Annotated in this window: 19 protein-coding genes and 1 other RNA gene; 13 read left to right on the forward strand and 7 right to left on the reverse strand. The window is 57.8% G+C overall.

Annotated features, from left to right (window positions below; all coding sequences use genetic code 11):
• Positions 1–22: 22 nt before the first annotated feature.
• Complete coding sequence (queC, locus tag ACOTWU_RS13300; RefSeq protein ID WP_047355296.1) at positions 23–718, reverse strand: 7-cyano-7-deazaguanine synthase QueC; 696 nt, start codon at positions 716–718, stop codon at positions 23–25.
• A gap of 66 nt (positions 719–784) precedes the next feature.
• Entirely contained in the window at positions 785–2,485 is a 1,701-nt protein-coding gene (locus tag ACOTWU_RS13305) for an SgrR family transcriptional regulator (RefSeq protein ID WP_045327599.1), read from the reverse strand.
• A 101-nt stretch (positions 2,486–2,586) separates the two neighbouring features.
• On the opposite strand from ACOTWU_RS13305, the gene cof reads away from it, so the two are divergent.
• Positions 2,587–3,405: an HMP-PP phosphatase gene (gene cof / locus ACOTWU_RS13310; RefSeq protein WP_017383195.1), complete on the forward strand. Its 819-nt coding sequence runs from the start codon at positions 2,587–2,589 to the stop codon at positions 3,403–3,405.
• A gap of 41 nt (positions 3,406–3,446) precedes the next feature.
• Here cof and ACOTWU_RS13315 read toward each other — a convergent pair whose 3' ends face one another.
• Positions 3,447–4,493 carry a PLP-dependent cysteine synthase family protein gene (locus tag ACOTWU_RS13315; protein WP_017383196.1) on the reverse strand — a complete coding sequence of 349 codons (1,047 nt, stop codon included), beginning with the start codon at positions 4,491–4,493 and terminating at the stop codon, positions 3,447–3,449.
• Between the two features lie 115 nt (positions 4,494–4,608).
• On the opposite strand from ACOTWU_RS13315, the gene ACOTWU_RS13320 reads away from it, so the two are divergent.
• The 5 genes from ACOTWU_RS13320 (at position 4,609) to amtB (ending at position 10,498) form a co-directional block, all read left to right on the forward strand.
• On the forward strand, positions 4,609–5,067 hold the full coding sequence (locus ACOTWU_RS13320; RefSeq protein WP_015571267.1) for an Lrp/AsnC family transcriptional regulator: 459 nt from the start codon (positions 4,609–4,611) through the stop codon (positions 5,065–5,067).
• Positions 5,068–5,097: 30 nt separating this feature from the next.
• Entirely contained in the window at positions 5,098–6,852 is a 1,755-nt protein-coding gene (locus tag ACOTWU_RS13325) for a SmdA family multidrug ABC transporter permease/ATP-binding protein (RefSeq protein WP_039271554.1), read from the forward strand.
• Positions 6,845–8,626 (forward strand): SmdB family multidrug efflux ABC transporter permease/ATP-binding protein, encoded by a 1,782-nt coding sequence (locus ACOTWU_RS13330; protein ID WP_252049333.1) that lies wholly within the window; start codon positions 6,845–6,847, stop codon positions 8,624–8,626. Before ACOTWU_RS13325 ends, ACOTWU_RS13330 begins: the two co-directional genes overlap by 8 nt.
• A gap of 211 nt (positions 8,627–8,837) precedes the next feature.
• Entirely contained in the window at positions 8,838–9,176 is a 339-nt protein-coding gene (gene glnK, locus ACOTWU_RS13335) for a P-II family nitrogen regulator (protein ID WP_006809867.1), read from the forward strand.
• Between the two features lie 35 nt (positions 9,177–9,211).
• Positions 9,212–10,498, forward strand: a complete 1,287-nt coding sequence (amtB, locus tag ACOTWU_RS13340; RefSeq protein ID WP_126499175.1) for an ammonium transporter AmtB — start codon at positions 9,212–9,214, stop codon at positions 10,496–10,498.
• A gap of 95 nt (positions 10,499–10,593) precedes the next feature.
• On the opposite strand, the gene tesB is transcribed toward amtB, so the two are convergent.
• Positions 10,594–11,454: an acyl-CoA thioesterase II gene (gene tesB, locus ACOTWU_RS13345; protein WP_015571264.1), complete on the reverse strand. Its 861-nt coding sequence runs from the start codon at positions 11,452–11,454 to the stop codon at positions 10,594–10,596.
• A 203-nt stretch (positions 11,455–11,657) separates the two neighbouring features.
• Here tesB and ACOTWU_RS13350 point away from each other — a divergent pair, with 203 nt between their 5' ends.
• Positions 11,658–12,185, forward strand: coding sequence for a YbaY family lipoprotein (locus tag ACOTWU_RS13350; protein ID WP_040117270.1), 528 nt, complete (start codon positions 11,658–11,660; stop codon positions 12,183–12,185).
• A gap of 37 nt (positions 12,186–12,222) precedes the next feature.
• Here the strand turns inward: ACOTWU_RS13350 and ACOTWU_RS13355 are convergent, their stop codons facing one another.
• Positions 12,223–12,534 (reverse strand): MGMT family protein, encoded by a 312-nt coding sequence (locus ACOTWU_RS13355; RefSeq protein WP_003859016.1) that lies wholly within the window; start codon positions 12,532–12,534, stop codon positions 12,223–12,225.
• Positions 12,535–12,704: 170 nt separating this feature from the next.
• Between ACOTWU_RS13355 and ffs the strand changes: the two genes are divergently transcribed.
• The 3 genes from ffs (at position 12,705) to ACOTWU_RS13370 (ending at position 13,512) form a co-directional block, all read left to right on the forward strand.
• Positions 12,705–12,801: signal recognition particle sRNA small type (gene ffs / locus ACOTWU_RS13360), an RNA gene on the forward strand.
• A 247-nt stretch (positions 12,802–13,048) separates the two neighbouring features.
• The gene (locus ACOTWU_RS13365; protein WP_006809862.1) at positions 13,049–13,300 is read left to right on the forward strand and encodes a hypothetical protein; all 252 of its coding nucleotides are present in this window, start codon (positions 13,049–13,051) and stop codon (positions 13,298–13,300) included.
• On the forward strand, positions 13,297–13,512 hold the full coding sequence (locus tag ACOTWU_RS13370) for a hypothetical protein (protein WP_015571263.1): 216 nt from the start codon (positions 13,297–13,299) through the stop codon (positions 13,510–13,512). The genes ACOTWU_RS13365 and ACOTWU_RS13370 overlap by 4 nt, the downstream gene beginning before the upstream one ends.
• Before the next feature lie 70 nt (positions 13,513–13,582).
• Here ACOTWU_RS13370 and ACOTWU_RS13375 read toward each other — a convergent pair whose 3' ends face one another.
• On the reverse strand, positions 13,583–15,004 hold the full coding sequence (locus tag ACOTWU_RS13375) for a PLP-dependent aminotransferase family protein (RefSeq protein WP_040117271.1): 1,422 nt from the start codon (positions 15,002–15,004) through the stop codon (positions 13,583–13,585).
• A gap of 84 nt (positions 15,005–15,088) precedes the next feature.
• On the opposite strand from ACOTWU_RS13375, the gene ACOTWU_RS13380 reads away from it, so the two are divergent.
• From ACOTWU_RS13380 to ACOTWU_RS13390, 3 genes are all read left to right on the forward strand, one after another.
• Positions 15,089–15,700 (forward strand): YczE/YyaS/YitT family protein, encoded by a 612-nt coding sequence (locus ACOTWU_RS13380; RefSeq protein ID WP_015571261.1) that lies wholly within the window; start codon positions 15,089–15,091, stop codon positions 15,698–15,700.
• A 77-nt stretch (positions 15,701–15,777) separates the two neighbouring features.
• Positions 15,778–16,848 (forward strand): LacI family DNA-binding transcriptional regulator, encoded by a 1,071-nt coding sequence (locus ACOTWU_RS13385; RefSeq protein WP_126499174.1) that lies wholly within the window; start codon positions 15,778–15,780, stop codon positions 16,846–16,848.
• A 103-nt stretch (positions 16,849–16,951) separates the two neighbouring features.
• Positions 16,952–20,041 carry a beta-galactosidase gene (locus ACOTWU_RS13390; RefSeq protein ID WP_048973760.1) on the forward strand — a complete coding sequence of 1,030 codons (3,090 nt, stop codon included), beginning with the start codon at positions 16,952–16,954 and terminating at the stop codon, positions 20,039–20,041.
• A gap of 35 nt (positions 20,042–20,076) precedes the next feature.
• On the opposite strand, the gene ACOTWU_RS13395 is transcribed toward ACOTWU_RS13390, so the two are convergent.
• Positions 20,077–20,892 carry a nickel/cobalt efflux protein RcnA gene (locus ACOTWU_RS13395; protein ID WP_047637552.1) on the reverse strand — a complete coding sequence of 272 codons (816 nt, stop codon included), beginning with the start codon at positions 20,890–20,892 and terminating at the stop codon, positions 20,077–20,079.
• Positions 20,893–20,931: the final 39 nt, after the last annotated feature.

A 20,931-nucleotide genomic window follows, 5' to 3' on the forward strand; every position in this document is an offset into this window, starting at 1 on the left:
CGACAGCACGGTCAGGTAGCCCTTATTTCAGACCGGTCTTTTTCTGCATTGCGGCCATCACGCCAGGTTTATCCGCAAGGTAATGATTCAGACCGTTCGCGCGCAGGTTACAGGCGGCACACTGCCCACAGCCGTCCCCTTTAATGCCGTTGTAGCAGGTCAGGGTCTCGTTGCGAACAACATCCAGCTTGCCCCAGTAGTCGGCCAGCGCCCAGGTTTCAGCCTTATCCAGCCACATCAGCGGCGTTTCGAAGCGGGTCTCTTTTGCCATTCCCAGATCGACGGCGTGATTGAGTGCTTTCACGAATTCATCCCGGCAGTCCGGGTAGCCAGAGAAGTCGGTCTCACACACGCCCGTGATCACCGCTTCGGCTTTCACCTGGTAGGCATAGATCGCCGTCAGGGTCAGGAAGAGAATGTTGCGGCCCGGTACGAAGGTGTTCGGAATGCCACTGGCATCCGGTTCGTAATCAGGCACCGGAATGCTGTCGCGGGTGAGGCTGCTGACGGCCAGTTCATTTAACAGCGTCACGTCCAGCACTTTATGAGCGCGGGCGCCCAGTTTGAGGGCCAGTTCACGAGCGACATCGATTTCAGCGCGATGACGCTGACCATAATCAAAAGTGACGCAGTGCACTTCATCATACTGGTGAAGCGCCTGAATCAGGCAGGTTGTGGAATCTTGTCCTCCGCTGAACACGACGACGGCACGTTTCATAGATCATCTCGACAGTTACAGTAAAAGCGTCATGTTAACGCCTGGCTAAAGCGGCGACCAGCTTCTTCACGCGTTTGGGGGAGGAAGCCAGGCTTCGGTGAAGTCAAACCAGCCGCGAGTGTTAAGGCGTATGCCGTTGACGCCCGGAGGCGCGCTGATTTGATACTGGTAGTTAAAGAGCGGCGTCAGGACGGCTGTCTCCATTAACCGGCTGAAGATAGCCTGAAGTCCTGCGTGTCGGTCACGTTCGTCGGCCTGCGTCTGCACCGCATCCAGCGTGGCCTGCAAATGGGCGTATGCCGGTGCGCTCAGCAGATGCGGCCAGAGCGCATCGCAGCGGAGCCACTGCTCAAGCGTGTACGCTGGCGCTTCGCCAATCAGTCTGTCTCCCATCATGATGTCTGCATCGGCAAGCTGCTGGCACCCGTCCCACGTTTTGGCGTCGTGAAAGATGACGGTCAGTTCACAACCCTGCCGCGCAAGGTATGCTTTTAACTGGCTGGCCATGGTGTGAAGCTCAACCGGCAGGTGGTAGACGAGCGTCAATGCCTCTGGCAGCGCAACGTCGGTTAAATCAGGCCATTGGGGGATCGCCCAGCCGGGAAGCAGTTCCTCGGTAGGGGTGATGAGCCCTTCGTTCAGGGGAAGCGTGTGCAGCAGCGTTGAGAGATGAATGATATTAATCAGCCGCTTTGCCTGAAGTTCGCTCAGACGTGGGCTCTGTTTCAGCGTGAGGTAGCAGAAACCCAGACTGGTGCTGTTACTCACCAGCCGCAGGCTGGCCAGCTCGTCGGCCTCGCCAATGGCGATTTGCACCGGGTGGCGACAGCTGGTGCCCAGACTGTAGTCAAAAAGCTGGGGCGTGATCCAGTACTCGATAGCCTTAAGCAACGGATGGCCAAGGTGATACTGCTCGTGGCTTTCCAGACGCACCAGTTCAGGCTCAAAAACGCTCAGTCGAAAGGGACCGCTGCCCACCACGGGGTAATCGGGATGCGCCAGACGGCTACAGTAGGTTGCCAGCCTGTGCGCCAGCCAGTAGTCAGGTTGATGGAGAATAAACGTCAGGCACTGCGGATGCGTGGTTTCGATACGTAAGACGCTGCGGAAAAGCGTGCCCAAGCCGGGCTGCGATAACAGCGCCGTCAGGCTTTGCCGGAGCTGTGCCGTCTCTATTTTATCGCCGTTATGCCAGTGCAGGGTGGAGCGAATGTAGAAATGCCAGCGCAGGCCGTCAGCGGAGATTTCCCAGTGATGCGCCAGATCGCCCGTGGGTTCACTGCTGTTACCATTAAAACGCGTCAAACCAGAGAATACCTGTCCCGCCAGATGCTGCTCCGCCCGGCCAGGGAGAAACCCTGGCTGGAGCGGCTCCAGCGAGCGATAGTAGGGAATACGCAGCGTCGGCGTATCGTTCTGCCACTGCCCGCCCATAAACGGATGCAGCAGCGATCGCAAATCTTCAGGCGCGAGCTGGGCCAGCTCCAGCGCGTTGTGCTGCTGTCCACTTTTCAGGGCCTCTTCCATCATCGTATTACGCAACGAGTCCGGGGTGACGTGAAAGCGTAATTCCCCACGCTTACCTCGTCCGGAGCGGGCGTGCCAGCTTAGCCAGCCCGCCTCCTGCGCCTGGCGCAGCAGGGTGCGAACATGTCGCTCGCTGCAAAAGCAGCGGCTGGCAAGTTCACTGATGGTAACCTGCTGCGGTGCGCCGGCGGAGGGGTGCCACAGACGCTGATACTGGTTAAGACGATTAAGCTGGCGCATGAAAAACCCGGAACAATAATTATCATCTATTCACTATTACTTCCGTATATCTCACGTAATACTGATGCACAAGTTAACCGCATCACATTTCGGGAGTAATTATGGCTCGGCTCGCTGCATTTGATATGGACGGCACGCTGTTAATGCCGGATCACCGTTTAGGGGAGAAAACCCTGAACACACTTAAGCGCCTGCGCGAGCGTGAAGTCACCCTGACGTTTGCCACTGGTCGTCATGTTCTCGAGATGCGCCATCTGCTGGGAACATTTGCCCTCGATGCGTTCCTGATCACCGGCAACGGGACGCGCATTCACTCCGTCGACGGCAATATGCTGCACCGTCAGGATCTGAATCCGGAAGTGGCGGACATTGTCCTGCACAGCACCTGGGATACGCAGGCCAGCGTGCATGTTTTTAATGATGAAGGCTGGTTTACCGGGCGTGAGATCCCGGCATTGCTGCACGCTCACGTTTACAGCGGCTTTAAATATCAGCTTATCGATTTGCGCCGCATTCCGGCACACAAGGTGACCAAGATCTGCTTCTGTGGCGATCACGACGATCTCTGCCGCCTGCGTATTCAGCTTAACGAGGCGCTGGGCGACCGGGCGCACCTGACCTTCTCGGCGGTGGACTGCCTTGAAGTGCTGCCGGTGGGCTGTAACAAAGGATCTGCGCTGGCGGTGCTGAGCGATCATCTGGGGCTGACGATGCAGGACTGTATGGCCTTTGGTGACGCCATGAACGACCACGAGATGCTGAGCAGCGTGGGTCGTGGACTGATTATGGGGAACGCGATGCCGCAACTTATTGCCGCGCTCCCGCATTTACCGGTTATCGGACACTGTCGTAACGAAGCGGTGTCCCATTTTTTGACGCATTGGCTGGACAAAAATAACCTCCCATATTCCCCCGAATAGTGAGACCCTTCCAGCAAGCCAGGCTTTAGCCTGGCTTTTTTTTATTTCACCAGCTGCGAAATCTGCGCTTTCCACGGTTCTACATCGCCAATAGTTGCCTGCACCCATTCTGCGTTGTAATAGGTGTCCAGGTAGCGCTCCCCGCTGTCACACAGCAGCGTGACGACAGAGCCGGTACGGCCTTCTTCGCGCATCCTCGCGGCCAGCTGTAGCGCGCCCCACATATTGGTGCCGGTGGAAGCCCCGACTTTACGGCCAAGCTGTGTCTCCAGCCAGTGCGCCGTCGCGACGCTGGCGGCGTCCGGCACGCGGAGCATCTCATCCACAACGTCCGGAATGAACGAGGGTTCGACGCGCGGGCGACCAATCCCTTCGATCTTGCTCCCCACGGGGCTGCGCAGGCTGGCATCGCGGGATTGCCAGTAATCGAGGAACACCGAGTTTTGCGGGTCAACCACCATCAGCTGCGTATCATAACCCTGACAGCGGATATAACGTCCGATGGTGGCGGAGGTTCCGCCCGTGCCCGCGCTCATGACAATGTAAGAGGGAACAGGATGCGGCTCGTGGGTCATCTGGCGGAAAATGCTGTCCGCAATGTTATTATTGCCGCGCCAGTCGGTGGCGCGCTCGGCGAAGGTAAACTGGTCCATATAGTGACCATTCAGTTCGCGGGCCAGCATTTCGGAGGCCGCATAGATTTCGCAGGCGCTTTCCACAAAGTGGCAGCGTCCGCCGTAAAATTCGATCTGTTCGACTTTACGTTTCGCCGTGCAGGAGGGCATCACGGCGATAAACGGGAGGCCCAGCAGGCGGGCAAAGTAGGCTTCGGAGACGGCAGTTGATCCGGACGACGATTCAATAATCGTGGTGCCTTCTTTGATCCAGCCGTTACATAAACCGTATAAAAAGAGTGAACGCGCCAGGCGATGCTTCAGGCTGCCGGTAGGATGGGTGCTTTCATCCTTCAGGTAAAGCTGAATGCCGGGAAATCCAGGCAGAGGCAGGCGGATCAAGTGGGTGTCTGCCGAGCGCTGATAGTCGGCATTTATTTCGCTGATGGCATGTTTAACCCAGGTGCTATTCATCGTAGTTATCCGTTTGTCATTTTGTGCCCAGCATAGCGAAAAGCACAGAAAAAATTGTTGCTATCTGACCTTTAAAATAGAATGTAAGGAGAATAATTTTCTCTTCGAGGTGGCTATGTTAGATAAAATTGATCGTAAGCTGCTTTCTTTGCTGCAAAGCGACTGCACCCTCTCTTTGCAGGCGCTGGCAGATGCCGTTAATCTGACCACCACACCGTGCTGGAAGCGCCTCAAGAAGCTGGAAGATGATGGCATTCTGCTGGGACGCGTGGCGTTGCTGGATCCCGAAAAACTGGGGCTTGGACTGACCGCCTTCGTCCTGATAAAAACGCAGCATCACAGTAGCGAATGGTACTGCCGCTTCGTCACCCAGGTTTCCGACATGCCCGAAGTGCTCGGCTTCTGGCGCATGGCGGGGGAATACGACTATCTGATGCGCGTTCAGGTGGCAGACATGAAGCGCTACGATGATTTCTACAAGCGGCTGGTCAATAGCGTACCAGGCTTGTCCGATGTCACCTCCAGTTTCGCCATGGAACAGATTAAATACACCACAGCGTTACCCATTGAATAACTTCTAAAAATACCTTCAGGAAAAGACCGCGTGCGATTATTTGCCCAATTAAGCTGGTACTTTCGTCGGGAGTGGCAACGCTACCTCGGCGCGGTGGCCCTGCTTATTATCATTGCCATTCTGCAACTGATCCCGCCCAAAGTGGTGGGTTACGTCGTGGATGGCGTTACGGAACAACATTACACCGCCGCACGGGTGATGATGTGGGGCGGTACGCTGGTGCTGACGGCCGTGGTGGTTTACCTGCTGCGTTATGTCTGGCGCGTGCTGCTGTTCGGCGCGTCCTATCAGCTTGCCGTTGAGCTGCGCGAGGACTTTTACCGCCAGCTGAGCCGCCAGCACCCTGAGTTTTATCTGCGTCACCGTACCGGGGATCTCATCGCCCGCGCCACTAACGATGTAGACCGCGTGGTGTTTGCCGCCGGTGAAGGGGTGCTAACGCTGGTGGATTCCCTGGTGATGGGCTGTGCGGTACTGATTGTGATGTCTACGCAAATTAGCTGGGAGCTCACGCTGCTGGCGCTGCTGCCGATGCCGCTGATGGCGCTGGCAATTAACCGCTACGGCGAGCAGCTCCATGAACGCTTTAAGCTGGCGCAGGCGGCGTTCTCGTCGCTGAACGATCGCACCCAGGAGAGCATGACCAGCATCCGCATGATCAAAGCGTTTGGTCTGGAAGACCGCCAGTCCGCGCTGTTTGCCGCCGACGCCGCCGATACCGGCGCGAAAAACATGCGCGTGGCGCGTATTGATGCCCGTTTCGATCCGACAATTTATATTGCGATTGGCATGGCGAACCTGCTGGCAGTGGGCGGCGGCAGCTGGATGGTGGTGCAAGGCACGATGACCCTCGGGCAGTTAACCAGCTTTGCGATGTACCTTGGGCTGATGATCTGGCCGATGCTGGCGCTGGCCTGGATGTTTAATATCGTTGAACGCGGGAGCGCCGCTTACAGCCGTATCCGCGCCATGCTGGCGGAAGTGCCGGTCGTGAACGATGGCAGCGAGCCGGTGGCGGAAGGTCCGGGTATTCTCAAGGCTGATATCCGCGCCTTTATCTACCCGCAAACGGAACATCCGGTGCTTGAGAACGTCAGTTTCACGCTGCGTCCTGGTCAGATGCTGGGCATCTGTGGCCCGACGGGTTCCGGTAAAAGCACCATTCTGTCACTGATTCAGCGCCATTTTGACGTGAGCGAAGGCGATATCCGTTTCCACGACGTCCCTCTGCCACGTCTGCTGCTGGATGACTGGCGCAGCCGCCTGGCGGTCGTCAGCCAGACGCCGTTTTTGTTTTCAGACACCATTGCCAACAATATCGCGCTCGGGTGTCCGACGGCGACACAGGACCAGATCGAGCACGTGGCGCGTCTGGCCAGCGTCCACGAGGATATTCTGCGCCTGCCGCAGGGCTACGATACGGAAGTGGGTGAGCGGGGCGTTATGCTCTCCGGCGGACAAAAACAGCGTATCTCTATTGCCCGCGCGCTGCTGCTGGACGCTGAGATCCTGATACTGGATGATGCGCTGTCCGCAGTTGACGGGCGTACTGAACATCAAATTTTGCATAACCTTCGCCAGTGGGGAGAGGGGCGCACGGTCATCATCAGCGCGCACCGTCTGTCGGCCCTTACCGAAGCCAGTGAAATTCTGGTGCTTCAGCACGGGCATATTGCTCAGCGTGGTCAGCATGAGCAGCTTGCCGGGCAGACCGGATGGTATCGGGATATGTACCGCTATCAACAGCTTGAAGCCGCGCTGGATGAGGAGGTCGCCGATGCGTAAGTTTGGACAGATGTGGCCGACGTTAAAACGGCTGCTGGCCTATGGCTCACCGTGGCGCAAACCGCTTTCCATCGCCGTGCTGTTGCTGTGGATCGCCGCGATTGCGGAGGTGACCGGTCCGCTGCTTATCAGTTATTTCATCGACAATATGGTGGCGAAAAACTATCTGCCGCTGGGGCTGGTGGCGGGGCTGGGCGTGGCGTATGTCGGCCTACAGCTGACGGCGGCGAGGCTGCACTATGCGCAGTCGCTGCTGTTTAACCGGGCCGCCGTGGGCGTGGTCCAGCAGCTTCGCACGGATGTGATGGATGCCGCGCTGCGCCAGCCGCTGAGCGAGTTTGATACTCAGCCGGTCGGGCAGGTTATTTCGCGCGTCACCAATGACACCGAGGTGATCCGCGACCTCTATGTAACCGTTGTCGCAACGGTTCTGCGCAGTGCCGCGTTGATTGGCGCGATGCTGGTGGCGATGTTCAGCCTGGACTGGCGTATGGCGCTGGTGGCGATCGCTATTTTCCCGGCGGTGCTGATTGTGATGGTAATTTACCAGCGCTACAGCACGCCGATTGTTCGTCGCGTGCGCGCTTACCTCGCAGATATCAATGATGGCTTCAACGAAGTGATCAACGGCATGAGCGTTATCCAGCAGTTTCGCCAGCAGGCGCGTTTTGGCGAGCGAATGGGAGAAGCCAGCCGCTCGCACTATATGGCGCGGATGCAGACGTTACGGCTGGATGGCTTCCTGTTACGCCCGCTGCTGAGCCTCTTCTCTGCGCTGGTGCTGTGCGGGCTGTTGATGCTGTTTGGCCTGACGACGCGCGGAACCATCGAGGTGGGGGTACTGTACGCATTTATCAGCTACCTTGGACGCCTTAACGAACCGCTGATTGAACTCACCACGCAGCAATCGATGCTGCAACAGGCGGTGGTTGCGGGCGAGCGTGTATTCGAGCTGATGGACAGGCCGCGTCAGACCTATGGCGATGACGAACGCCCGCTGGAAAGTGGATCCATAGCGTTTGATCATGTCTCGTTTGCCTACCGCGACGACCAGCTTGTCTTGCAGGATATCAACCTCGAGGTACCGTCGCGCGGTTTTGTCGCCCTGGTTGGGCATACCGGCAGCGGCAAAAGCACGCTCGCCAGTTTGCTGATGGGCTACTATCCGTTGACGCAGGGGGAGATCCGTCTGGACGGACGGCCGCTTGCCGCGCTTAGCCACAACGCGTTACGTAAGGGCGTCGCGATGGTGCAGCAGGATCCGGTGGTACTGGCGGATACCTTTTATGCCAACGTGACGCTGGGACGACCTTTCACGCCTGAGCAGGTATGGGAGGTGCTGGAAACGGTGCAGCTTGCGGATCTGGCGCGCGGGTTAAGCGAGGGGATCCATACCCGGCTGGGTGAGCAGGGCAATAATCTCTCGGTCGGGCAAAAGCAACTTCTTGCGCTGGCGCGCGTGCTGATTGAGACGCCACAGGTGTTAATTCTGGATGAAGCGACCGCAAGCATTGACTCCGGTACCGAGCAGGCGATCCAGCAGGCGCTGGCTGCCGTGCGGGATCGCACTACGCTGGTGGTAATCGCCCACCGCCTCTCAACCATCGTCGATGCCGATACCATTCTGGTGCTGCACCGTGGCCAGGCCGTTGAACGGGGGACGCACAGAGCGCTGCTTGAGGCAAAAGGACGCTACTGGCAGATGTATCAGTTGCAGCTGGCAGGCGACGAACTGGCCGCCAGCGCGCGCGAGGAAGAGTCACTCAGCGCCTGATGCACCATAACAAGGCAATGCGCTAACAGACTTAACCGTTGGTGCAAAACTGAAACGCACCCTGCACTGCCATGGTGCGTTTTTTTTCATCCCTACCCGGCGCATGCGCGCCGCGGCGCTTTCCTCCTCACCTTTCACTTCTGGCACACCCTTTGCAATATCCCTTTCGTGTTAGCTGCGGCCATTACCGAATTCTGACTGGAGGGGATATATGAAGCTGGTTACGGTGGTAATCAAACCATTCAAACTCGAAGACGTGCGTGAAGCGCTGTCTTCCATGGGTATTCAGGGACTGACTGTCACCGAAGTGAAAGGCTTTGGGCGTCAGAAAGGTCATGCCGAGCTTTATCGCGGGGCGGAATACAGCGTTAACTTCCTGCCAAAAGTGAAGATTGATGTGGCGATTGCCGACGATCAGCTTGATGAGGTGATTGATGTCGTCAGCAAAGCAGCCTACACCGGAAAAATTGGCGACGGCAAAATTTTCGTTGCCGAACTACAGCGCGTCATTCGCATCCGTACCGGCGAATCTGACGAAGCGGCGTTGTAAGTAACTCCTGGCACACAGTGATAGGGATCGAGAAAATGAAGAAAGCAACAATGAAAACAGGTCTGGGTTCGCTGGCACTGCTGCCGGGCCTGGCAATGGCTGCACCTGCTGTGGCAGACAAAGCCGATAACGCCTTTATGATGATTTGCACCGCGCTGGTGCTGTTCATGACGATTCCGGGGATCGCGCTGTTTTACGGCGGCCTGATCCGCGGCAAGAACGTACTCTCCATGCTGACGCAGGTTGCCGTCACGTTCGCGCTGGTGTGCGTGCTGTGGGTGGTTTACGGTTACTCGCTGGCCTTCGGGGAGGGCAACGCCTTCTTCGGCAACGTTAACTGGGCGATGCTGAAAAATATCGAACTGACCGCGGTGATGGGCAGTTTTTATCAGTATATTCATGTCGCGTTCCAGGGCTCATTCGCCTGCATCACCGTGGGGCTGATTGTGGGCGCGCTGGCTGAGCGTATCCGCTTCTCTGCGGTACTGATTTTCGTGGTGGTCTGGCTGACGCTCTCCTATATCCCGATTGCGCATATGGTCTGGGGAGGTGGTCTGTTGGCTTCCCATGGCGCGCTGGACTTTGCGGGCGGTACCGTTGTGCACATCAACGCCGCGGTAGCAGGTCTGGTAGGCGCATACCTGATTGGTAAGCGCGTGGGCTTCGGGAAGGAAGCATTCAAGCCGCACAATCTGCCGATGGTCTTTACCGGCACCGCCATCCTCTATTTTGGCTGGTTCGGCTTCAACGCAGGTTCAGCCAGCGCCGCTAACGAAATCGCCGCGCTGGCCTTCGTGAATACCGTTGTGGCAACCGCCGGCGCTATCCTCTCATGGGTATTTGGCGAGTGGGCCGTTCGCGGCAAGCCATCGCTGCTGGGTGCCTGTTCCGGGGCGATTGCCGGTCTGGTAGGTATTACACCAGCGTGCGGTTACGTGGGCGTGGGCGGTGCGCTGCTGATCGGTATCGTCGCAGGACTGGCGGGGCTGTGGGGCGTTACCGCACTGAAACGTGTTCTGCGCGTTGACGATCCGTGTGATGTATTCGGCGTACACGGTGTGTGCGGCATCGTCGGCTGTATCATGACCGGTATCTTTGCTGCCCAATCTCTGGGCGGAGTAGGTTACGCAGAAGGCGTGACCATGATGCATCAGATGCTGGTACAGCTGGAAAGCATCGCGATCACCGTTGTCTGGTCCGGTGTTGTGGCCTTTATCGGTTACAAGCTGGCTGATATGACCGTTGGGCTGCGCGTGCCGGAAGAGCAGGAGCGCGAAGGCCTGGACGTCAACAGCCACGGCGAGAATGCCTATAACGCATAATTTGAGTGCCTTGCCGGGCGGCGGCTTCGCCTTACCCGGCCTGAAAAAGCACAATTCGCAGGCCCGGTGAGCGCAGCGCCACCGGGCTTTTTACATCATCCGCGATTACGCATCACACCTTCCTGCACGGTAGAAGCCACCAGCACGCCATCCTGAGTGTAAAACTCCCCGCGTACAAAGCCGCGCGCGCTGGACGCAGAGGTACTTTCCACGCTGTAAAGCAGCCATTCATTCATATCGAATGGACGGTGGAACCACATGGAATGGTCAATTGTGGCTACCTGCATCCCTTTTTCGAGGAAGCCCACACCGTGCGGCTGTAGCGCAACCGGCAGGAAGTTGAAATCCGACGCATACCCCAGCAGGTACTGATGCACGCGTAAATCTGCGGGTACGCTGCCGTTGGCGCGGATCCACACCTGGCGGGCGGGCTCAGCGGTATGCCCCTTCATTGGGTTATGAAATTCGACCGGGCGGATCTCCAGCGGTTTATCGCACAGAAACTTCTCTTTTACCTGCGGCGGCAGCAGATGCGCGAGAGCGCGGGCAATTTCGGTTTCCGATTTCAGATCGTCCGGCGACGGGGCAGACGGCATCTTTTTTTGATGCTCATAGCCCGGCTCTGGCGCCTGGAACGAGGCGGTCATGTAGAAGATGGGTTTGCCATGCTGGATGGCCGCCACGCGACGGGCGCTGAAGCTTTGACCGTCACGCAGAACTTCCACGTCGTAAACAATCGGTTTAGCGCTATCACCGGGGCGTAAAAAGTAGCTGTGAAACGAGTGCACCAGACGGTCTGCCGGGACGGTCTCCTTGGCGGCATACAGCGCTTGCCCCACGACCTGGCCGCCAAAAACCTGGCGTAAGCCTAAATCTTCGCTCTGTCCGCGAAATAGCCCTTCTTCTATTTTTTCCAGGTTCAGTAATGTCAGCAGATTGTTCAGTGCCTGACTCATAGTGGTCCTCAATAAACGCCGTGGCGAAAGATACGCTGAGTATAACCCAGAAATGAAAGTGGTCCGATGGGTAGAATAATCTTAATATCCGGACGAAATTAGGCATAAATCCGTGATTTGTGCCACACTTGTATTCGTTATGTGAATAAAACGACATCAGATGGGATCGATCCCGCTGGTGCATTGATGATAAGGAGACTTCAATGAAACTCGTGCCTATGCTCAGTGGTGTAGCAATTGCGGTAGCGTTGTCCGCCTGTGCTGGTAAGAGTGCCGATGTACCGGTGCCAACAGCAAGCGCAAACGGGATTAACACCCTTTCACAGCAAGCTATTCAGCAGCCAAATGTTTCCGGTACGATCTGGATCAAACAGAAGGTTGCGCTGCCGCCGGATGCGGTTTTAACGGTCACGCTGTCTGATGCTTCCCTGGCGGATGCGCCGTCTAAAGTGCTTGCGCAGCGCGCGGTTCGTACAGAGGGTAAACAGGCGCCGTTCAGCTTTGTGCTGCCGTACAACCCGTCTGACGTGCAACCCAATGCGCGTATCCTCCTGAGCGCGGCGGTAACGATCAACGATAAGCTGGTCTTTATCACCGATACCGTGCAGGAAGCGGTCAACAAAGGCGGCACCAAAATCGACCTGAACCTGGTACCGGTGCAGCAAACTGAAGTGCCTGTTGCAACGCAGACCAATCAGCCGACTCTGCCTACACCGCCAACACAGCTGTAATTCTCTTTCGCCCTCTCCATGTTGACGGGAGAGGGCGTCAGTACTCCCAGCGATACTTCTGCATATCAATTTGTCCTGCCCCGGACACCTGCACCCCTTCTGAAAGTAAAGCCTGACGCTGGCGCTGCAAGTCTGGCCCGGTGAGGGAAATGGCGCCATGGCGATTGACGACCCGGTGCCACGGTAACGTGCTTCCTTCTGGTAGCCTCCTTAGCACGCCGCCTACCTGACGCGCCGCGCGTGGAGAACCCGCCAGCCGGGCGACTTCCCCATAGGTCGTGACACAGCCTTCCGGGATCGAGGCTACGATTTGCCACACTCGCTGTGGGAAAGTGTCATGTTCGTCCATTGTTTCTCCTGCGGGAAATCAGCGAAGGGTAATGTTATACGAAGATAAAGAAGATTGTCGGGGCAGTTTGCGCAATAATCCAGCATCCGGTTGCCAGCGGCTTGCAATTGAGGTGCTCCACAGGGATAATGCGCCAGCGCGTTGGTTATCAACGCTCTCAATGGGGGCTCTGTTGGTTCTCCCGCAACGCTACTCTGTTCACCAGGTCAGGTCCGGAAGGAAGCAGCCAGGGCAGACGACGTGGGTGCCGGGATGTAGCTGGCAGGGCCCCCACCCATTTGTGCTCCTCTCCAGTCGTTCCCCTGAATAAACCTTCTAAATTATGTGACTATTGTATTTTTTGTAATGCAACCTTCATTTAACTGAAATAATAATGTCATAAACCTGTAATAATAGACTGTCATTTTATTTTTCGATGCCTTTATTCTGTCATAAGCTAAAAAATATATATCTGGATAACAAACTTATCTTCGTGTATTAAATTAAACACGTGTTCCGAAAGGATGTGACAATCATGGTTACTGCGGTTTTAAACGTTAAAATTGATGAAGCGCTAAAAGAAAGACTTCGCCACTATGCGGAAGACAATAATGAGAATTTAAGCGTGACCACAGAGAAACTGCTGCTGCTGGCATTTGAAGCAGTAGAAGAGGCGGGAGTATCGGAAGAGGATGTTGATAATCAGCATACGGAAGAAGAGAGCGTAACTCCATTTACTCCTAAAGAAATCAAAGCACTACGTAAACTTCTGAAGAAGAGAAAATGAAACAACAACTATCGACTGCCAGTGACTACAACGAGGCCTGCAATCTGTTACGTTCCGGCTACGTGAAACATGTTCGTCTTGGCTGGAATGTAGGAAGTGATGAGTTCTTTCGTATTGCGTCTGACTGGTGTGATACCGGTGCAAAAATAAAGAAAGAAGGGGATAATTTCATTATTTCGCTGAAAGGCTTCCCGATTCCACCTCAACATTAAGTTGTTCTTCATGAAAACTGCTGACTGCATGCGATACAGTCAGCAGTTTTTATTGTTTCTGGCGAATAATTTACACCAGGCTCCGTTTTACTGGCGCTACACTTTTATTTAATGCACGCCACAGCGGTTTGATCCGCAATAATGCCTCTTCAAGTTCTGGTGAACTGAGTGAGAAGGGCATACGCAGGTAGCGGTCAAACGCGCCTGATAGTCCAAAACGCGTGCCGGTGCCCATAATGATGCCTGTCGTTTCGGCGCGTGCCGCCAGCTGTGTCGCCAGCATGCCGGGTAATTCAATCCAGTATGAAAGCCCTCCCTCCGCTTCCTGAAACCGCCATTCGGGGAAATGTTCCCGCAGCATCTGGCCGCAGCGGTCGCGCCGTTCTGCCAGCATTTGCCGCCGGGCAGGCAGGAAGGTTGCACTGTTTTCGATAAGCCACAGCGTGGCCAGCTGTTCCAGCACCGGAGAGCCCAGATCCAGCGTGTCGCGCGTTTGCGCGAGGGTGGCGATAGTGCGTGACGAGGCGCGGATCCAGCCGAGACGCAGCCCACCCCAGAAGCTTTTGCCTGCGGAACCCAGCGTCATCACCGTGGCCTCCGGGTTAAAGGCGGCCAGCGGCGGCGGCGGGGGAACATCGAACCAGAGATCGACCATGGTTTCATCCACCACCAGCGTGGTGCGGGTCTGCGCGGCGATGTCGGTTATGGTCTGGCGCGTCGCGGCATCCATGCAACGTCCGGTTGGATTATGAAAATCCGGCATCAGATAGGCCAGACGCGGGGCGGTCTGGGCAAGCGTTGCGGCAAAACCGTCGGTATCCCAGCCCGTTTCAGGCAGCGAGACGCCCACGGGCCGGCATAGCGCCCCCTGAATAGCGGCTATCGCCAGCGGGTAGGTGGGATGATCCACCACCACGCGATCCCCGGGACCGGTCATCATTCTTAAGATCAGGGCGAAGCCGCTGACGGCGCCGTTCACCACCATCACTTCGTCTGCCCGGGTGGGCAGACCGCGTGCGGTGTAGCGGGCGGCGATAGCTTCACGCAGCACCGGAAGCCCAAGCTGATCGTACCCGGTCAGCGCCAGATTCGGCGTGATGGCCGTCAGCGCGTGGGCGTAGGCCTGGTGGATCTCTGGTCCCGCGTTGAGTGCGGCGGTTGAGAGATCCAGCGCCGCGCTGGCAGTAGAAAGCGTGGGCACGGCGCGGCGGTCTGGCAGGATCGCCCGCGAACCGCTGCCGTGACGGCTCTCCAGATAACCCTCTTCCCGCAGATGCGCCAGCGCGCTGCTGATGGTGGTGCGGCTTACGCTCAGAGCGGCGGCCAGTTCCCGCTCTCCGGGCAGGCGCGTGTTTAACGCCAGCCTGCCATCCAGAATTAACAGGCGTAACGCGTCAGCCAGCTGGCGCCACAGCGGGGTGCGGGAAGAGGCTTGCTGCCAGTGCCCTAACAGGCGTACCAGAGACTGGCTTCCAAAACGACGTGATGACATATGCAGTCCACTATTTGAAAACTGGACATTAATCATAGTGCCATTTTCACCGAAGATGGAACCTGGTTCTTCGGAGAAGAGAAAATGGTACGTCGTCTGGTACAACTTTATGTCGGTTTAGGCCTGTACGGGCTTTCAACCGCGATGTTTATTCGTTCGGATCTGGGTGTCGACCCGTGGGATGTCTTTCACCTTGGCGTCGCCATCCAGACCGGGATGAGCATCGGCACGGTGATTATTTTAACCGGGGCCGCGGTGCTGCTGCTGTGGATCCCGCTGCGTCAGCTGCCGGGACTGGGTACTATCAGTAATGTGATTTGTATTGGTCTGGCGGCCGATGCGTCAATGGCGCTGATCCCTGAGCTCACCTCGCTGCCCGTGCGCATCACCCTGCTGGTTTCCGGCATTGTGGTTAACGCCCTTGCCACCGGGATGTATATCGGCGCGGGTTTTGGCGCAGGCCCGCGCGACGGTCTGATGACCGGCATACATGCCCGGCTGGGCTGGTCGATCCGCAGCGTGCGTACCGCTATCGAGGTGACCGTGTTGATCGTCGGCTACCTCCTCGGGGGAGCGTTTGGCGTTGGAACCGTACTGTATGCATTAACCATCGGCCCGCTGATCCAGCTCTGTTTGCCGTGGTTTCGTCAGGGACCGCGCATTCAGAAAGCCGCGCGGCCGGAGCGGATTGTTTAATTTTGCGAAGCGCTCACAGGCTATGATGGCGTAACTGTGTCAGAATAGAGACTTCTCTTTTTACGACGCCAGAATGTATGAAAGCGATCACTCTTTATGACGTTGCCCGCGTGGCGGGCGTTTCCTATCAGACCGTTTCCCGGGTGATTAACGACGCAGAACACGTTTCTGCCCGTACGCGGGAAAAGGTCCGGCAGGCCATGGCGGCGCTACACTATGTGCCTAACCGTGGCGCGCAGCAGCTGGCCGGGAAACGTACCCGCACGCTGGGGCTAATGACCAGCGATCTGGCGCTGCATGCGCCGTCGCAAATCGCCTCAGCTGTAAAATCCCGGGCAGTGGAGCAGGGGGCTAGCGTACTCATCTCCATGGTGGAGCAACCCGCGCAGTGTCAGGCTGCTTTGCAGGAATTACTGGCGCAGCGCGTGGAGGCGCTGCTGGTGAACGTTCCGCTGGAAGATGCACAGGCAGAAATGCTTCAGGAAATGGCCTCGCCGACCCCGGTTCTTTTTCTCGATGTTTCCCCCACAGCTCGGGTTAACAGCCTTGTTTTCAATGCCGAACAGGGCGCTGGCCTGGGGGCAGAGCATCTGCTTTCGCTGGGGCACCAGCGAATTGCGCTGCTCGCCGGGCCGGAAAGTTCTGTCTCTGCCCGGGCTCGTCTGGCGGGATGGAAAACCACGCTGGCCCGGGCCGGCGTGGAGGCGTTTGCGGTGGCGCAGGGCGACTGGAGCGCGGCCTCGGGCTATGAGAAAGGGCATCAGCTCCTGGCGGGCGCGCAGCTGCCGGAGGCGATCCTCGTCGCTAACGATCAGATGGCGCTTGGCGTTTTACGCGCCTGTGCGGAAAAAGGCGTTGCGGTACCGGGGCAGATCTCGGTTGTCGGGTTTGATGATACGGCTGACAGCGCGTGGTTTTCACCTCCGCTCACCACCGTTCGGCAGGCGTTCCGCGAGGCCGGTGAGCGCAGCGTGGAGTGGCTGATGGCACCTGACCATCACGACGAACGCTGGCAGGAACAACTTCCCGTTACGTTGGTCGTGCGTCATTCCACCGCGCCGCGCGCCGCACGGCAGGCCGATCGTGAAGATCTGGCACAACAGCTCAGAACGCTGGCGCTGCTGGCGGAGAAACTGGCGCGCAGCTAGCACTTTTGTGATCGTGCTCGCCTGGTGACGATCAAAGTCTTTACCGCCACCGTTTACCAGGGCATGTTGGCTGAAATTGTGAGCGCTTCGCAAAGAGGTTGATATGTCTTCTACATTGCCGCTGACCCTCAGCGCACTTCTGGCGCGTCGTGACTGGGAAAACCCGGGCGTGACGCAGTGGAATCGTCTGGCTACACACGCGCCTTTTCATAGCTGGCGCGATGAAACCTTCGCCCGCGAGGATAAACTTTCGCTAAGCAAGCGTCTGCTTAACGGCGTCTGGCGATTCAGCTTTTTCCCGGCGCCAGAGCAGGTTCCCGAGGCATGGATAACGGACGATCTGGCTGACGCCGTTGGGATGCCCGTGCCGTCGAACTGGCAGATGGAGGGATTTGACACTCCCATCTATACCAACGTCACCTATCCGATAAATGTGAACCCGCCGTATGTTCCGGCTGAAAACCCAACTGGTTGTTACTCGCTCACATTTGAGATGAATGACGCCTGGCTGTGCAGCGGGCAAACCCGCATTATTTTTGACGGGGTGAATTCAGCTTTTCATCTGTGGTGTAACGGCCAGTGGGTGGGCTATTCGCAGGACAGCCGTCTGCCTGCGGAGTTCGATCTCAGCGCGGTGCTGCGACCGGGGCAGAACCGTCTGGCGGTGATGGTGTTACGCTGGTGCGACGGAAGCTACCTGGAAGATCAGGACATGTGGCGGATGAGCGGCATTTTCCGTGACGTCTCGCTGCTGCACAAGCCGGAAACGCGAATTGCCGATTATCAGATCGTGACCGATCTGAATGCCGAATGCGATCGGGCGATACTCCAGGTTGACGTTGCGCTGGAAGGCTCACGCTACGCCGAATGCGAGGTGGCGTTTACCCTGTGGCGTAACGGCGAAGCCTGCGCGCAAACCACGCAGCAGCCCGGATCGGCCATCGTGGACGAACGCGGCAGTTGGGCAGAACGGCTCACGGTGGCGATCCGCGTGAACGCTCCCGTGCTGTGGAGCGCTGAAACACCGGAATGCTATCGGCTGACAATGTCGCTTCGGGATGCGCAGGGTAACGTGCTGGAGACTGAAGCCTGCGATGTCGGTTTCAGACGCGTCGAAATCAGCAACGGCCTGCTGAAGCTTAACGGCAAACCGCTGCTGATCCGCGGCGTGAACCGTCACGAACATCATCCTGAGAAGGGGCAGGTGATGGATGAGGCGACCATGCGCCGCGACATCGAATTGATGAAGCAGCATAACTTCAACGCCGTGCGCTGCTCACATTATCCGAACCATCCTCTGTGGTACACGCTTTGCGATCGCTACGGCCTGTACGTGGTCGATGAGGCGAATATTGAAACCCACGGCATGGTGCCGATGAGCCGCCTGGCGGACGATCCGCGCTGGTTGCCTGCCATGAGCGAACGCGTAACGCGTATGGTGCAGCGGGACCGGAATCATCCGTCCATCATCATCTGGTCCCTGGGGAATGAGTCCGGGCATGGGGCGAATCACGATGCGCTGTACCGCTGGCTGAAAACCGCCGATCCCACGCGGCCGGTGCAGTACGAAGGCGGTGGCGCCAGTACGGCCGCTACCGATATTGTCTGCCCGATGTATGCCCGCGTCGATCAGGATCAGCCGTTCCCGGCGGTGCCAAAGTGGTCGATTAAAAAGTGGATCGGCATGCCGGACGAAACCCGTCCGCTGATCCTGTGCGAGTATGCCCACGCGATGGGCAACAGCTTTGGCGGCTTTGCCAGCTACTGGCAGGCATTCCGCAGCCATCCCCGGTTGCAGGGCGGGTTTGTCTGGGACTGGGTCGATCAGGCGCTGACGAAAAAAGCGGAAGACGGCACGGCATACTGGGCCTACGGCGGCGATTTTGGCGATAAGCCCAACGACCGTCAGTTCTGCCTCAACGGGCTGGTGTTTCCCGATCGCACTCCGCACCCCGCCCTTTACGAGGCGCAGCGTGCCCAGCAGTTCTTTACCTTTACGCTGGTGAGCACCGTTCCGCTGGTCGTCGATATCCAGAGCGATTATCTGTTCCGTCATACTGACAACGAGCATCTGCGATGGTCAGTGGCGCGTGACGGTGCGGTATTGGCTTCCGGCGAAACACCCCTTTCTGTTGCGCCTCAGGAGACGCAGCGCGTTGAGATCCCGCTGCCTGAGCTTGACGCTGAGCCGGGCGAGGTCTGGCTCAACGTGGAGATCGTTCAGCCGCAGGCCACGCCGTGGTCGCCGCCCGGCCACCGTTGTGCCTGGGATCAGTGGCCGCTCCCGGCTCCGCTGTACCTTGCGCCACCGAAAGCAGGCGGAACCCCTCCGCAGCTAACGGTGCAGGACGAAGCGCTGGACATTACTCATCAGCAGCAGCGCTGGCAGTTTAGCCGTCTCACCGGAAACCTGACCCAGTGGTGGAACGAGGGCGCTGAAACGCTCCGTTCCCCGCTAACGGATAACTTCACCCGCGCGCCGCTGGACAATGACATTGGTGTCAGCGAGGCGACCCGCATCGATCCGAACGCGTGGGTGGAACGCTGGAAAGCGGCAGGGATGTATGGGATGTCCGCGCGCCTCCTCCAGTGTGAAGCGGAGCAGCATGCCCGTGAGGTGGTGGTGACCACGCAGCACGTCTGGGAGCATCAGGGTAAAGCGCTGTTTATCAGCTGCAAGCTCTGGCGGATTGATGACCACGGGGTGCTGCACGGTGATGTGCAGGTGACGGTGGCGTCTGACATTCCGGAGCCCGCTCGCGTGGGCCTGAGCGTTATGCTGGCGGATATCCCGGAAACGGTGCGCTGGCTGGGGCTAGGCCCGCTGGAGAACTATCCGGACAGAAAACTGGCGGCGCAGCAGGGGCGCTGGGCGTTACCGCTGGAAGAGATGCAGACGCCGTATATCTTCCCGACGGAGAACGGTTTGCGCTGCGACACCCGCGAGCTGACGTTTGGCTCCCATCAGTTGCAGGGACAGTTCCATTTCTCCCTGAGCCGTTATAGCCAGCGGCAGCTGCATGAGACAACGCATCAGCATTTGCTGCGGGAAGAGGCTGGCTGCTGGTTGAATCTTGATGCGTTTCACATGGGCGTAGGGGGGGACGACTCATGGAGCCCGAGCGTAGCCCCGGCCTTCATTCTGCAAAACCGCCGGCTGCGCTACACGTTTAGCTGGCAGCAGAACGGCTGAGCCGACACGTGCGGCCACTGCCGTGGCCGCAATGCTTATCTCAGGATCCCGCTTGCGCCGTGAATGCTCATATAAATCCCGACTACCGCGATCAGTGCCGCTGAGATCCACGGCGCCTTGCGCGAAAAGGCGCTAAAGCCGGGCCAGCGCTTCGCCGCATGTTTCAAGCTTAATGCGGCAATTGCGCCAGAGGCGACGAGAGTGAGCGCCAGTCCGATACTGAAACTGAACACCAGCGTGGCGCCGAGCGCGAAATGTTTCAGTTGCAGGCAGATCAGCAGCACCGTAATGGAGGCCGGACAGGGGATAAGCCCACCGGTCAGGCCGAATAGCGCGATTTGCCCGGTGGTGACCTCTTTACCGTTGAAGCGTCGGTTAATGTCCTGGGCGTGTGCGCGCTGGTGGGCATCCTGCCACTCCTCTTCAACCAGAGGAGACGTGTGGTCGTGATGATGCGCGTGGTCGTGATGATCATGATGGTGATGATGATCATCATGGTGGTGATGCGGCTGGCTCTCCTGCCAGGTTCGCCACGCCATCCACAGGGCGATCAACACGATCAGAACCCCGGAAATCAAGTGAAACCAGGGCTCAGAAGTATCTGCATCCCATCCCCGACCAAACCCTAATCCTGCCATCGCAATGATCCAGACGACCGCCGTATGAGACAGCGTTGCGGACAACCCAAGCAACACAGCCTGTTTCAGCGTACCGCGGATCGCCACAATGAAAGCCGCCATCATTGTTTTTGAATGGCCTGGCTCGAGGCCGTGGAGCGCGCCAAGCAGGATGGCGCTGGGGACAAACAGCCAGGCGTTACCCTGCTGAAGAAGAGAAGAAAAAGCGTTCATTGAACATTCCGGGGTGGAAAACATGCCGAGAATACTACT

The sequence above is a fragment of the Enterobacter cloacae complex sp. GYL001 genome, assembly GCF_049237125.1.
GTDB lineage: Bacteria > Pseudomonadota > Gammaproteobacteria > Enterobacterales > Enterobacteriaceae > Enterobacter > Enterobacter hormaechei_C.

Coding starts and splice junctions, on each gene's coding strand:
- queC (WP_047355296.1), bottom strand. CDS start 718: ATGAAACGTGCCGTCGTCGTGTTCAGCGGAGGACAAGATTCCACAACC.
- ACOTWU_RS13305 (WP_045327599.1), bottom strand. CDS start 2,485: ATGCGCCAGCTTAATCGTCTTAACCAGTATCAGCGTCTGTGGCACCCC.
- cof (WP_017383195.1), top strand. CDS start 2,587: ATGGCTCGGCTCGCTGCATTTGATATGGACGGCACGCTGTTAATGCCG.
- ACOTWU_RS13315 (WP_017383196.1), bottom strand. CDS start 4,493: ATGAATAGCACCTGGGTTAAACATGCCATCAGCGAAATAAATGCCGAC.
- ACOTWU_RS13320 (WP_015571267.1), top strand. CDS start 4,609: ATGTTAGATAAAATTGATCGTAAGCTGCTTTCTTTGCTGCAAAGCGAC.
- ACOTWU_RS13330 (WP_252049333.1), top strand. CDS start 6,845: ATGCGTAAGTTTGGACAGATGTGGCCGACGTTAAAACGGCTGCTGGCC.
- glnK (WP_006809867.1), top strand. CDS start 8,838: ATGAAGCTGGTTACGGTGGTAATCAAACCATTCAAACTCGAAGACGTG.
- amtB (WP_126499175.1), top strand. CDS start 9,212: ATGAAGAAAGCAACAATGAAAACAGGTCTGGGTTCGCTGGCACTGCTG.
- tesB (WP_015571264.1), bottom strand. CDS start 11,454: ATGAGTCAGGCACTGAACAATCTGCTGACATTACTGAACCTGGAAAAA.
- ACOTWU_RS13350 (WP_040117270.1), top strand. CDS start 11,658: ATGAAACTCGTGCCTATGCTCAGTGGTGTAGCAATTGCGGTAGCGTTG.
- ACOTWU_RS13355 (WP_003859016.1), bottom strand. CDS start 12,534: ATGGACGAACATGACACTTTCCCACAGCGAGTGTGGCAAATCGTAGCC.
- ACOTWU_RS13365 (WP_006809862.1), top strand. CDS start 13,049: ATGGTTACTGCGGTTTTAAACGTTAAAATTGATGAAGCGCTAAAAGAA.
- ACOTWU_RS13370 (WP_015571263.1), top strand. CDS start 13,297: ATGAAACAACAACTATCGACTGCCAGTGACTACAACGAGGCCTGCAAT.
- ACOTWU_RS13375 (WP_040117271.1), bottom strand. CDS start 15,004: ATGTCATCACGTCGTTTTGGAAGCCAGTCTCTGGTACGCCTGTTAGGG.
- ACOTWU_RS13380 (WP_015571261.1), top strand. CDS start 15,089: ATGGTACGTCGTCTGGTACAACTTTATGTCGGTTTAGGCCTGTACGGG.
- ACOTWU_RS13385 (WP_126499174.1), top strand. CDS start 15,778: ATGAAAGCGATCACTCTTTATGACGTTGCCCGCGTGGCGGGCGTTTCC.
- ACOTWU_RS13390 (WP_048973760.1), top strand. CDS start 16,952: ATGTCTTCTACATTGCCGCTGACCCTCAGCGCACTTCTGGCGCGTCGT.
- ACOTWU_RS13395 (WP_047637552.1), bottom strand. CDS start 20,892: ATGAACGCTTTTTCTTCTCTTCTTCAGCAGGGTAACGCCTGGCTGTTT.